A 13,366-nucleotide genomic window follows, 5' to 3' on the forward strand; every position below is an offset into this window, starting at 1 on the left:
CGGGCCCTCAGAACTGCACGGCCGTGGTGTTCGCCCCGCAGACCAGCACCGCGACCCGCTCCCCCGGCTCGGGCACGTAGGTCCCGGACAGCAGCGCGGCGAGCGCCGTCGCGCCGCCCGGCTCGGCCACGACACGGGCCGCCTCCCACAGGGAGAGCTGGGCGGAGGCGATGGCCTCGTCGCTGACCAGCACGGACTGCGCCACGAACTGCTGGGCCAGCGGGAACATGAGCCCGCCCACCTGCTTCGGCGCGAGCGAGTCGGCGGCGATCCCCTCGGTGGGCGCGTCCACCGGCTCGCCCGCCGCGAGCGCCCGGTGCAGCGTGGGCGCGCCCTCGGGCTCCACGGCCACGACCTTGACGTCGCCGCGGAACCAGGCGGCGATGCCGCCGATCAGCCCGCCGCCGCCCACGGCGACCAGGAGGGTGTCGAGGTCGGGCAGGTCCTGGGCGATCTCCAGGCCGAGCGTGCCCTGTCCGATCAGCGTGGCCGGCTGGTCGTAGGCGTGCACGGTCATGGCCCCGGTTCCGGCGACGAACTCCTCGCTCGCGGCCAGCGCGTCGGCGTACCGGTCGCCGCCCACGACGAGCTTGGCGCCGTAGCCGCGGATGCGCTCGGCCTTGGCCGGGGAGGTCACGCTCGGCACGAAGATGGTCGCGGGGATGCCGAGCCGGGCCGCGGCGTAGGCGACGGCGGCGCCGTGGTTGCCGCCCGAGGCGGCGACCACGCCGGCGTCGGGCACCTGGCGGGTCAGCAGGCTGGTGAACGCGCCACGTGCCTTGAACGAGCCCGAGTGCTGGAGGCACTCGAGCTTGAGCGCGACGGGCTGCGCCGGCCGGCCGAAGTCGGCCAGGTCGACCTCCAGCACGGGGGTGCGGCGCACGTGCGGGCGGATCAGGGCCTCCGCGGCGCGGATCGCGTCCCGGGTCACCTCGGTCATCGGTCTCTCTCCTCGGGCATCGGACTCGGACTCGGACTCGGACTCGGACGTCATGAGATTCCCAGTTCCCGGTCGCGGTCCCAGGCCTCGGTCCACCCGAGCTGGTCGAACATGGCGTCCAGGATCCCGGCGGTGAACCCCCACACGAGGTGCGTCAGGTCGCCGTCGTGCACGTGGAAGCCGGGGCCGCGCCAGGTCTGGTTGCCGCGGCGCAGCACGGTGGTGAACCGGTTGGCGGGGTCGAGCAGGTCGGCCACGGGGGCGCGGAAGACGTGCGCGGACTCGGCGACGTCGACCACGCGCACCGGCGTGGGCCGGGCCCACCAGCCGAGCACGGGCGTGACCACGTGGTTGCTGACGGGCATGGGCAGCTCGCCGAACGCGCCGAGCACCTCGACGCCGGAGGCGTCCAGGCCGGTCTCCTCGACGGCCTCGCGCAGGGCCGCCGCGACGGCGTCCTCGCCGTCGTCGGCGCGGCCGCCCGGGAAGGCGACCTGCCCGGCGTGGCTGCGCAGCGTCGCGGCGCGCGCCAGCAGCAGGACGTCGAGGTCGGCGGGCACCGCGAGGTCGTGGTCGTCGCGCTCGGTCGCGAGGTCGTCGAGCACGCCGAACAGCACGAGGACGGAGGCCGGGCGCGCGCCGCCGGTGAAGTCGCCGCGCGCGTGCCGCCACGGGCCCTCGAAGCCCCGCTCGGCGAGGGCGACCAGCTGCTTGCGCGCGGATGCGGAGGAGCTCACCGACCGACCTTAACCCCGGCCGCGGACCCTCCCGGACGCGCGCCGGGGGAACGGGTCACCAGAGGAACGACCGCACGGCCGTCGCCACGGCCGACGGCCGCTCCCGGTGCACGGCGTGCCCGGCGCCCACCACGACGCGCGCCCGCACGCTCGGGTTGCGGATCATCAGCTCGACGCCGGTGCGGGGCTGGAACAGCGCGCCGCGGGCGGGGTCGGCGCCCAGCACGAGCGTCGGGACGGTCAGGCGGGTGACGACGGCGGTGTGCCGCCAGGGTGCGTTGTCGCGCAGGGTGTGCGCCACGGCCGCGGCGTCGGCGGCCTTCGCGGCGGCGGCCACGGCCGCCGCGTCCCTCCGGTCCCAGGCCGCGTGCGCGCCCTGCACCGACCGGGTCGACGGCGGGTTCGTGGCGTCCCGGATCTCCGCCTCGGCGACGGCCTCGAACCGGTCCTCCTCGACGTCGAGCGCGGGGTCGAGCAGCACGAGCCGGCGGGTGAACCGCCGGTCGGCGTCGGCGGCCAGCGCGCCGAGCAGGCCGCCCAGGCTGTGCCCCACCACGAGGTCCCAGCCGGAGCCCAGCGCGCGGACGTCGGCGACGTGGTCGGCGAGCAGGTAGGAGTCGGCCCGGGGGCTGGCCCCGTGCCCGCGCAGGTCCGGGGCCACGACCTCGTAGCCGTCGTCGGCGAGGGTCTCGGCGAGCCGCCACCAGGTGGCCCCGGCGGACACGATACCGTGCAGGAGCAGCGCCCGGCCCGGGCCGGCGCCCCATCTGGTCGTGACGAGCTCGACGGCCGCGGGTGGTTGGGAGGTGCCGCCGGGAACTTCCTGCCACATCGCCATGAACAGAGGGTAACGACGGTATGTATACGGGTTTGAAACAATTGAACGTTTCTACCGTAATGCGGCGAGATCAGCGCCGCGCGCCGCCAGCACGCCGCGCACCCCTTCGATCGTCCGGGCGTAGACGCCGTCGTCGCCGAACAGCAGCGACCTGTCGTTCGCGGCGTAGAGCAGCGCGTCGATCTCGAACACGACCTGAGGCGCGTCGGTCTCCGGGGCCAGCTCGCCGGCGGCGACCGCGAGCCGCACCTGGTGCTCCAGGTAGGACTCCCAGGACCGCTGCGCGGCGACGACGGCGTCCCGCACTGCGCCGTCGCGCATGTCGAACTCGATCTCGACCGTGCGGAAGAAGCACCCGCCGCGGAACACCCGCGCCCGCGAGTACTCGGTCCAGGCCCGTACCAGCGCCCAGACCCGGTCCAGGCCGCGGGCGGCGGACCGCGCCGGGACCACGACGTGCTCCGTGTAGATCTCGGCCGCCCGCTCCACGGCGGCGAGCTGCAGCTGCTCCTTGGACCCGAACAGCCCGGCGATCGCGCTCTTGTTGACGGGGGCCGACGCCGCCAGCGCGCCGAAGGACAGCGCGTCCAGCCCGCGCACGGACGCCTCCTGGACGGCGTCGTCCAGCACGGCGCGGCGCGTACGGTCGCCGCGCAGGCGGCGCAGATCGGTCGGCGAGCTCACGAAAGAGAGTGTACGACCGTTCGCTCATTGGATAGTGTGCGAACGTCCGTACAGATACTTCTCGCCTCCCGGAGGTCCCCGTGCCCCAGACCCAGCACGCAGCCCGCGCCCTGTTCCGCACCCTCGGCCGCGTCGCGCCGCCGGCCGCCCTGGCGCTCGGCGCGGCCACCTACTGGCGGGTCGGCGCACCGGCCCCGGTCCGGCCCGCCGACCAGGCCGTCCACGACTCGGCGCGGCGCACCGCGATCGAGCACCGCCCGACGTTCCGCCACGGCCGGGACGGCCGCCTCGGCGCGGGCGGGACCGCCACGGTCGCCACCTACTCCTGGGGCGACCCGGGCGCGCCCGCGGTCCTGCTGGTCCACGGCTGGCGCTCCCGCGCGTCGGCATTCGGGCGCGTCATCGAGGACCTCACCGCAGCGGGCCTCCGGGTCGTCGCGTACGACGCGCCGGGCCACGGGGCCTCCGGCGGGCAGCGGCGCACCGGGCTCGACGACCTGGCCGTCATCCGCCGGCTGTCCGACGCCGAGGACGCGCCGTGGGCCGGCGTCGTCGGCCACTCGCTCGGGGTGCTCGGCGCGGGCATCGCGTTGCACGAGGGCGTCCGGGCCGAGCGGTTCGTCGCGATCTCCGGCCTCACCTCGGTCCGGGTCACGACCGACTGCTTCGTCCGGCAGGCCGGGCTCCCCTGGGCGCTGCGCGACGCCTTCGCGAGCGCCGTCCAGCGGCACGGGCTGCCCGACCACCCGGGCGTCATCGAGCGCTTCGACCTGGTGCGGCACACCGTCCCCGCCTCCGTACCGACCCTCTGGCTGCACGACGACGGCGACCGGGTGAACCCGCACCACCTGTCGGTCCAGCTCCACGAGGCACATGCGGGCTCGAGCGAGCTGTTCACCACCACCGGGCTCGGGCACAACAAGATCCTCGGCGACCGGGCGGTCCGGTCCAGGGTCCTCGACCACCTCGCGGCGCCGGCCCGCACCGATCGCGTGCCGGCCCACCGGCCGCCCGCGCGGTGAACGCCGCGTGAACTCCTGCCGACATCACCAGACGGATACCGGAAACCTTCTCTGACCTGCAAAGACGTCGTACCCTGCTGTCCGGTTTATACCCATTTCAAACCGGAGGTACGACGATGGAGCACACGAGCGACGGCGCCCTCGCAGCGACGGTGGTCAGCGTCCTGGCGGCCCTCTGGTTCGCCTGGACCGTGCGACACTCCGGGCCGTGGTCCCGACTCCTGCCCGTGGCGGGCGTGGTGCTCGCCGTCGTCGTCGCGGCGCTCGGCGCCCTGGTCGCGGCCCGCGCCTGGCCCGACGGCAGCGTGGTGACCGGCCGGGTCGTGAGCATCTACGTGGCGGCGCTCCTCGTGCACGGCGGCCTGACCCGGCTGTGCACCGGCATGATCGCGAGCAGGTACCGCAGGGCGCGGGCCGCCGCCAAGGACGCGGACAAGGCCGGCGTGACCACCGGCAAGTCCCGGCTGCACGTGATCCCGACGGTCGTGGCGGTGTCCACGGCGATCCAGGTGGGCGTCGTCGCGAACACGCTTGCCGTGCCGAACCTGTACCTCGGCGCCGCGGCCGGGCTCGCGGCCGCGCTCCTCGCCTGGCCGCTCGGCTGGATCCTCCGCCTGGTCACCCGGCCGCGCGGCCACCGCTCCACCGCCGCGCTCGCGCACCCGCTGACGGGCCTGCTGACGGGGACCACCCTGGTCGCGACCGCGGCGTGGCTGCTGCTCGCGCTCGCCTGAGGCGGCTCGACCCGCCACGACCCGCCCCACTCCGACCCACCGAAATCTTTGCTTGGTCGCATAGACGAATCCTGTCGCCGTTTGTCCACCTTTTGCTTGACAGTCGGCATAAGTCCTCCTATGTTCGGGAAGTCACCCGGTGGAGTACGTCCTGCCACGGGGGCGTGGCCGCCGTCGCCGACGACCACGTGACGCACCCCTGGAGGGAACGACGATGAGGTCCACCTTCGTGACAACGCTGTCACTCACCGCGTCGACGCCACCGGCCTCGCGCGCCTGAGCCCGTCCCCTCCCGCACTTCTGTCTCGCCGGGACGGCACTCCCGCCTGCCCGACGGTGTCGAACGGAGACCCATGCCCGAGAACAGCACTGACGCCCCAACCCAGTCCGGCGGCGTGTCCCGCCGCTCGATCCTGACCGGTACCCTCGCCGGGCTCATGGCGCCGACGGCGGCGCTGGCGCTCGGCTCCGACTCGGCCGCCGCCGTGTCCACGGCGGCCCTGGGCACGACCCGGCACATCACCGTGTACGCCGAGGCGCTGCCCGGCGGCCAGTACGGCTACGGGCTCACGCCCGGGAAGGCCACCATCCCCGGCCCGGTGCTGGAGATGTGGGAGGGCGACACCCTCCAGGTCGAGCTCGTGAACACCACCGACAAGCGCCTGTCGATCCACCCGCACGGCGTGGACTACGCGACCGACTCGGACGGCAGCCCCTTCAACGACTCGTTCAACGAGCCCGGCGAGACCCGCACCTACGTCTGGAAGAGCCACAAGCCGAAGCAGCGCACCGACGGCACCTGGATGGCAGGCTCCGCGGGCTACTGGCACTACCACGACCACGCGATGGGCGGGGAGCACGGCACCCCCGGGCTCCGCGCGGGCCTGTACGGCGCCCTCGTGGTGCGGCGCGCGGGCGACACGCTGCCCGACCGCCAGCACACCGTCGTGTTCAACGACATGACGATCAACAACAAGGTCGCGCCCGACACCCCGATGCTGGAGGCGAACAAGGGCGAGAAGGTCGAGTTCATCGCGATCGGCCACGGGGACCAGCTCCACACGTTCCACGTGCACGCGCACCGCTGGGCGGACAACCGCACCGGCTACCTGACCGGCCCCGACGATCCCACCCGGGTGATCGACACCCGCGACCTCAACCCCGGCTCCTCGTTCGGGTTCCAGGTCGTGGCGGGCGAGGGCGTGGGCGCGGGCGCGTGGATGTACCACTGCCACGTCCAGTTCCACTCGGACGGCGGCATGGCCGGGATCTTCCTGGTGCGCAACGCCGACGGCAGCATGCCCGCCGGCGCCCAGGCGGCGATCGACCGGTTCCACGAGCACGGCGGCCACACGATGAGCGACATGTCCGCCACCGAGACCGAGACCGGAGCGGCGGCCCATGCCGGCCACTGACCCCTACTCCCCGTTCACGCGCAAAGGAGCAGTGATGGAACGAACCCGAAGAGGCATCATCGCCGCGGTGGCCGGCGCCGCCCTCGTCGCCACGATGTCGACGACGCCGGCCGCGGCCCAGCGGAGCGCCACGGCGGTCGACACCGCCGTCGGGACCGCCCCGGCGGCCGCCGTACCCGTGGCCACCGCCACGACGGCCGCGGCCGAGCCCACCGTGCTCGTGTTCCACGGCGCGGCCGCCGACCAGGCCGACCCGGTCGCCGTCGCGACCCGGACCATCCGGGAGCTCGGCGCCGAGAACGGCTTCACGGTGCACACGGCCAGCGACCCGAAGGTGTTCACGGCCAAGAACCTCGCGGAGTACCGCGGGGTCGTCTTCCTGTCCGCCGAGGGCGTCGAGCTGAGCACCGCGCAGGAGGACGCGCTCAAGGCCTACGTGCAGGGCGGCGGCGGGTTCCTCGGCGTCCGCGACGCCGCGCGGGCCCAGGCCCGCTCGCAGTGGTTCACGGGCCTGATCGGCACGCGGCCCGCGGGCAACCTGCCCGACCCGCTGCCGGTGGCGAGCGCCACCGCGAGCGCCGAGAACCCGCCGAACGAGGTGGCCGCCAACCTGATCGACGGCGACTCCCGCACCAAGTGGCTGGCGTTCGAGCCGACGGCGTGGATCGAGCTCGAGCTGGCGGAGCCGCTCGCGGCCGCCCGGTACGCGCTCACCTCGGCCAACGACTCCGAGGGCCGCGACCCGCAGGACTGGACGCTGCAGGGCTCCACGGACGGTGAGACCTGGACCGACCTGGACACGCGGGAGGGCGAGGACTTCCCGGACCGGTTCGTCACGAACGACTACGAGCTCGACAACGACGTGGCCTACCAGCACTACCGGCTGGACATCACGGCGAACGCGGGCGAGGACCTCACCCAGCTCGCCGAGATCCAGCTCTTCGACACCTCGGGCGAGGAGGAGCCGGACCCCGAGGTGCCGGTGCAGGAGGCGACGGTGAACGTCGTCGACCGCGCGCACCCCGCCAACGACGGGCTGCCCCTGAACTGGACCCGTGCGGACCGGTGGCTCAACTGGTCGCCGAACCCGATCGGCGAGGTGCACACGGTGGCGCAGGTGCAGGAGTGGGACTACGACCCGGGCGAGGCCGCGAACGGCGCCTTCCACCCGATCTCGTGGTGCCGCGACTACGACGGCGGCCGCTCGTTCTACACCGGCATGGGCGGCACCGCGGAGAGCTACGCGGAGGAGGGCTTCCGTGACCACCTGCTCGGCGGCCTGCTCTGGGCGGCGGGCATGGTGCGCGGCGACTGCCAGGCGACCATCGCGGCGAACTACGAGACCGAGCGGCTGACCGCGCAGAACACCGCGGGCACGCTCGACCAGATCGGTGAGCCGCACGGGCTCACGGTCGCGCCCGACGGCGGCGTCTTCTACGTCGGCAAGGGCGCGTGCCCGTCCGGCCCGATCGTCTCGTGGGACGACCCGAACGTGGGGCTGGGCTGCGGCACGATCCACCGCTGGGACCCCGAGGCGGGCGAGACCAAGCTGCTGACCACGCTCGACGTGATGGGCAACCGCGGCAGTGGCAGCGAGCTGGTCAAGAACGAGGAGGGTCTGCTCGGCATCACGCTGGACCCGGACTTCGAGGACAACCACTGGATCTACGCCTACTGGATGCCGCACGAGTCGATCGACGTCGAGCGGCGCGTGGGCCAGCGCACGGTCTCGCGCTTCACCTATGACGCGGCGGCCGACACGATCGACCAGTCCACCCGCAAGGACCTGCTGCACTGGGAGACGCAGATCCACAGCTGCTGCCACGCGGGCGGCGGCATGGACTTCGACAACGACGGCAACCTGTACATCGGGTCCGGCGACAGCAACTCCTCGGGCGGGTCGAACGGCTACTCCGGCAACAACTGGACGCAGGAGTTCGCGGGCCTCTCGTTCCAGGACGCGCGCCGCACGGCCGGCAACACGAACGACCTGAACGGCAAGATCCTGCGGATCCACCCGGAGGACGACGGCACGTTCACGATCCCCGAGGGCAACCTGTTCCCCGAGGCGGACGACCCGGGTGACAAGACGCGCCCGGAGATCTACGTGATGGGCGTGCGGAACATCTCGCGCCTGGCCTACGACAAGAAGAACGACTGGCTGACGGCGGCCTGGGTGGGACCGGACGCGGGTGCGCCGGACCCGGAGCTCGGGCCGGCGAAGTACGAGACCGCGACCATCATCACCTCGGCGGGCAACCAGGGCTGGCCCTACTGCATGGGTAACCGGCAGCCCTACCGCGACCGCAGCAACGAGGACGCCACGGTGCTGACCGGCTGGTACGACTGCGACCACCCGAAGAACACCTCGCCGCGCAACACCGGCCTGGTGGACCTGCCGCCCGTGCGCGACAACATGATCTGGTACTCCCCGAGCGGCGGCGGCCCGGTCTTCCCGAAGGGTGAGAACGGCATCCCGTCGTACGTCGACGAGGAGGCCACCTACACGATGCCGTACCTGCGGGGTGGCGGTCAGGCCGTGATGGACGGTCCCACGTACCACCGGTCCGAGGTGGACACCGACAGCGGCGTCGCCTGGCCCGCGTACTGGGACAACAAGTGGTTCATCGGCGACCAGTCGAACGCGAGCAACCGGATCGCCGTCACGGTGAACCCGGACACGGTGGAGGAGGCCGGTCCCCCGGTCTTCGCCGAGGACCTGCGCAAGATCATCCAGGGCGGCGCGGGCAACGAGCAGGTGCAGAGCTGGATGGACGCCAAGTTCGGTCCGGACGGCGCCCTGTACCTGCTGGACTACGCGGGCGGCTTCTTCTCGCTGCACCCCAACCAGAAGCTCGTCCGGATCAGCTACACGGGCGGTGCTCCGACCCCGGTGCCGGCCGCGTCCGGCGCCAGCGTGCAGAGCTCCCCGCTGACCGTCGCCTTCACGGGTGACCGCTCGGGCGGCGTCTCCTACGCCTGGGACTTCGGGGACGGGAGCACCTCGACCGAGGCCAACCCGCGGCACACCTACGCCCGCGTGGGCAGCTACGACGCCACGCTGACGGTGACCTACGCCGACGGCGAGACGTCCACGGTCGAGGTCGCCGCCGAGACCACCTGCACCATCCCGGACGACCGGGGCACCGTGTTCCTGGGTGACAAGGACAGCGGCGTCACCAACGACGACCTGGGCGGCTGCACGATCAACGACCTGATCGAGGACGAGCGGGAGTGGGACACGAACGGCCGGTTCGTCAACCACGTCACGGCCGTGGCCGACCAGCTCCGGGCCGACAAGGTCATCACGGTCGCCGAGCGCAAGAAGCTGATCAGCACGGCGAAGTCGTCCGGTGTGGGCGCCGAGGGCAGCACCGGGTACCGGTGGCTGTTCGACGGCACGGCCGAGCAGCTCGCCAACTGGCGGCAGGCCCCGGGCGGCAAGTTCGACCTGAAGGACGACGGGTCGATCCTGGCCACCGGCGGGCTCGGCATGCTCTGGCACCCGGGTGAGGAGCTCGGCGACTTCTCGCTGAAGCTGGAGTTCAAGGACGTCGCGCCGGAGGGACGGTTCGCCAACAGCGGCGTCTTCACGCGGTTCCCCGACCCGCGGGTGGCACGTGACGACCGGCCCGAGTGCGGGCAGGGCACCGACGCCGAGGCCTGGGTGGCGATCTACTGCGGCCACGAGATCCAGCTCTACGACGGCCCCACGGGCGAGGTCCAGAAGACGGGTTCGGTGTACAACTTCGACCCCAACACCCTGGAGCAGGCCCGGACCACCCCGAAGGGCGAGTGGAACACCTACGAGATCCAGGTGGTCGGCCAGCAGTACACGATCATCCGCAACGGCGAGGTGATCAACGAGTTCGAGAACTCGCCGGGCAAGCAGTCCTCGCGCGCCGGCGACCCGCCGACCGACCTGCGGCAGTTCCTGCGCGGCTTCATCGGTCTGCAGAACCACAGCGACGCGGACGCCATGGAGTTCCGCAACATCCGGGTGCGTGACCTGTGACCAGGCCCGCGAAGACGAGAGGAACACCCATGCGACACAGGCTGTCCCGCCTGCTGGCGGTGGCGGCGGTCGGCGCCCTCGTGGCGCTGCCGCTGGCACCCGCCACGGCCGACGAGATCACCACGGTCAAGCCCGTCGCCGACGTCGCGCCGGACCGGGCCGCCGGCCAGGCGAGCGCGGCCGAGGCCCAGGCCGACCAGGTGCTGACCTTCACCGCGAGCGCGAGCGTCTCGGCGTACGCGTCCGCACCCACGACGGCGGCCGCCGGGCCGACCACCATCGTGTTCGAGAACAGCACCGCGACCGGCAACAACATCGGGATGTCCCACACCCTGACGTTCGACACCGGCACCCCGGGCTACAACCAGGACGTCACCCTCGACATCCTGGCCAACCCCCTGGACGCCAACGGCGGCCGCTACGAGGCCGAGGTCAACCTGACCCCGGGCACGTACCGGTACTTCTGCGCGATCCCGGGGCACGGCACCATGGTGGGCGAGCTCGTGGTCACCGAGGGCGGCGGCGGTGACGACACCACCGCTCCCACGGTGACGGCGGACGTCGCCGGGGACCAGGACGACGAGGGCGCCTACATCGGTTCCGCGAGCGTGAGCCTCGCGGCCGACGACGGCGACGGCTCGGGCGTCGAGTCCGTCGAGTACGACCTGGACGGGGCCGGGTACACCCCGTACACCGCCCCCGTCGTCCTCGACGAGCCCGGCACCTACATGCTGGAGTACCGGGCCACCGACGTGGCGGGCAACGTCTCCGAGCCGGAGATGCTGCACGTCACGGTCGTCGCCCCCGACGGCGAGGACACCACGCCGCCGGTGGTCACCGCCGAGGTGACCGGGGACCTCGACGCGGACGGCGCCTACATCGGGTCCGGGACCCTGAACCTCACGGCCAGGGACCCCGGATCGGGTGTGGCGGGCATCGAGTACGACCTCGACGGGGCCGGCTGGGCGGCGTACACCACGCCCGTCGTCGTCGACACCCCGGGCGAGCACACCGTGGCCTACCGGGCCACGGACCGGTCCGGCAACGTCTCGGAGCCGGGTTCGGCCACGTTCACCGTGGTCGAGGCACCCCCGGTGGACGAGACCGCGCCGACCGTCACGACCCAGGTGACGGGCGAGCAGGACGACGACGGCGCGTACGTCGCGTCGGCGACGGTCGCGATCCTGGCCGAGGACGCCGGGTCGGGCGTCGAGTCCGTCGAGTACGACCTGGACGGCGACGGCTGGACGGCCTACACGGAGCCCGTGGTCGTGGACGTGACCGGCGCGCACACCCTGCGCTACCGGGCCACCGACGCGGCCGGCAACACGTCCGAGCCCGGGAGCGTGGACCTGGTCGTGGTGGACGGGCAGGACCCGCCGGACACCACGCAGCCCATCGCGTCCGCCCAGGTGGACGGCGACCAGGACGACGAGGGTGCCTACCTCGGGTCCGCGACGGTCACCATCACCGCCCGGGACGACGAGTCGGGGGTGGCGTTCATCGAGTACGCGCTCGACGACACCGCCTTCCGGGAGTACACCGGCGCCGTGGAGGTCACGGAGCCCGGGTCGCACGCGTTCGCGTACCGGGCCACCGACAACGCGGGCAACGTGACCCGGACCGGCACCCTGCGGTTCGACGTCGCACGCGGCGCGATCGATGCCTGCCCCGTCTCCGACGAGCGCCCCACGGTGATCGTCGGGAACAAGGACAGCAAGGTGACCAACTACGACACCGGCAACGGGTGCACGGTCGCCGACCTGGTCGACGCGGACGGCGGGTGGGTCAGCCACAGCGCGTTCGTGAGCCACGTGACCCAGGTCGCCGACCAGCTCGACGACGCCGACGTGCTGACCGCGCAGGAGGTGACGAAGCTGGTCCGGGCTGCCCGCCAGTCCGACGTCGGGCGGTAGCACCCGCCCGGCAGGACAGGCACGACCCTGAGACGGAGCGGACCGTCTGCCCCCGGGCAGGCGGTCCGCTCCGCCGTTCTCCCTGGTGTGCCGCACCTGCCCCGGGCACACTGGTCGCATGGCGTCCACGGCCGGTTGGGCAGTTGTCGGTGTACCGTCCAGCGCCGCGGCGCACTCCCGCGGGCTGGAGAAGGCCCCGGCCGCCCTGCGCGCAGCCGGGCTGCTCGACGCCCTGGCGGCCGCCGGCGTCGACGTCCGGGACGACGGCGACCTGCCGACCGCGACGTGGCGCGCGCACCGCGCGCCGGGCGAACCCAACGACGTCGGCCGCGTGATCGACGGCCTGCGCGGTGTGCGGCGGCGCGTCGACGCGGTCCTGGCCCGGGGCGAGCGGGCCCTCGTGCTCGGCGGGGAGTGCACGGTCGCCCTCGGGGTGGTCGACGCCGTCGCGGAGCGGCACCCCGACGTGGCCCTCGTGTACGTGGACGGCGGCCAGGACCTCCAGCTCCCGCCCGACCATCCCGACGAGCCGATCCTCGACTCGATGGGCGTGGCCCACCTTCTCGACCTGCCCGGCGCCTGGCCACCGCTCGCCGCGGCCGGTCACCGGCGCCCCCTGCTGACCGCCGACCGGCTCGTCTACCTCGGGTACTCCGACGACGAGGAGGACGTCCACGGACTCGTCCCCGCGGTGCGCATCCCCGCCGCGCAAGTGCTCGCCGACCCGGAGGACGCCGCCCGGCGCGCCCTCGCCGCCGTGGGCGGCACCCCGTTCGTGCTGCACCTCGACGTCGACGTGCTCGACTTCCTGACCCTCCCCGTGGCCGACGTCCCGACGTACGGCCGCGGCCTGGTCCCGGCCACGCTGGACCGCGCGCTGCGCACCCTCGCCGCCGACCCGGGCCTGCGGGCCATGACGTGCGTCGAGGTCAACCCCGACCACGCGGACGAGGCGGGCCTGCGCGGCGTCGTCCGGCTGCTGGCGGGGGCGCTCGCCGTCTCCTGAGCCCGGGAACGACGGCGCCCCGCCCCTCCGCGAGGAGGGACGGGGCGCCGTCGGTCGGT

The 13,366-nt window shown here is 73.2% G+C and carries 10 protein-coding genes; 6 read left to right on the forward strand and 4 right to left on the reverse strand.

Translation table 11 applies throughout. The annotated features are described in order from the left end of the window. Positions 1 to 7 precede the first annotated feature (7 nt). Genes ACZ7LE_RS12330 through ACZ7LE_RS12345 form a run of 4 tightly spaced genes read right to left on the reverse strand, consistent with a single transcriptional unit; the run spans position 8 to position 3,199 of the window. Positions 8 to 940, reverse strand: a complete 933-nt coding sequence (locus ACZ7LE_RS12330; protein ID WP_470403560.1) for a threonine/serine dehydratase — start codon at positions 938 to 940, stop codon at positions 8 to 10. A 50-nt stretch (positions 941 to 990) separates the two neighbouring features. Continuing rightward, positions 991 to 1,677, reverse strand: a complete 687-nt coding sequence (locus tag ACZ7LE_RS12335) for an NUDIX hydrolase (RefSeq protein ID WP_470403561.1) — start codon at positions 1,675 to 1,677, stop codon at positions 991 to 993. 55 nt (positions 1,678 to 1,732) lie between these two features. Further along, on the reverse strand, positions 1,733 to 2,515 hold the full coding sequence (locus tag ACZ7LE_RS12340; protein WP_470403562.1) for an alpha/beta fold hydrolase: 783 nt from the start codon (positions 2,513 to 2,515) through the stop codon (positions 1,733 to 1,735). 51 nt (positions 2,516 to 2,566) lie between these two features. Beyond that, positions 2,567 to 3,199, reverse strand: a complete 633-nt coding sequence (locus tag ACZ7LE_RS12345) for a TetR/AcrR family transcriptional regulator (protein ID WP_470403563.1) — start codon at positions 3,197 to 3,199, stop codon at positions 2,567 to 2,569. Between the two features lie 80 nt (positions 3,200 to 3,279). Here ACZ7LE_RS12345 and ACZ7LE_RS12350 point away from each other — a divergent pair, with 80 nt between their 5' ends. From ACZ7LE_RS12350 to ACZ7LE_RS12375, 6 genes are all read left to right on the forward strand, one after another. Continuing rightward, on the forward strand, positions 3,280 to 4,221 hold the full coding sequence (locus ACZ7LE_RS12350; RefSeq protein ID WP_470403564.1) for an alpha/beta hydrolase: 942 nt from the start codon (positions 3,280 to 3,282) through the stop codon (positions 4,219 to 4,221). A gap of 116 nt (positions 4,222 to 4,337) precedes the next feature. After that, positions 4,338 to 4,955, forward strand: coding sequence for a hypothetical protein (locus ACZ7LE_RS12355; RefSeq protein ID WP_470403565.1), 618 nt, complete (start codon positions 4,338 to 4,340; stop codon positions 4,953 to 4,955). Positions 4,956 to 5,308: 353 nt separating this feature from the next. Further along, positions 5,309 to 6,370 (forward strand): multicopper oxidase domain-containing protein, encoded by a 1,062-nt coding sequence (locus ACZ7LE_RS12360; protein ID WP_470403566.1) that lies wholly within the window; start codon positions 5,309 to 5,311, stop codon positions 6,368 to 6,370. 34 nt (positions 6,371 to 6,404) lie between these two features. Next, entirely contained in the window at positions 6,405 to 10,385 is a 3,981-nt protein-coding gene (locus ACZ7LE_RS12365; RefSeq protein WP_470403567.1) for a ThuA domain-containing protein, read from the forward strand. A 29-nt stretch (positions 10,386 to 10,414) separates the two neighbouring features. Continuing rightward, entirely contained in the window at positions 10,415 to 12,301 is a 1,887-nt protein-coding gene (locus ACZ7LE_RS12370) for a cupredoxin domain-containing protein (RefSeq protein ID WP_470403568.1), read from the forward strand. A 118-nt stretch (positions 12,302 to 12,419) separates the two neighbouring features. After that, positions 12,420 to 13,307: an arginase family protein gene (locus ACZ7LE_RS12375; RefSeq protein ID WP_470403569.1), complete on the forward strand. Its 888-nt coding sequence runs from the start codon at positions 12,420 to 12,422 to the stop codon at positions 13,305 to 13,307. Positions 13,308 to 13,366: the final 59 nt, after the last annotated feature.

The organism is Promicromonospora sp. NPDC110617, assembly GCF_055598465.1.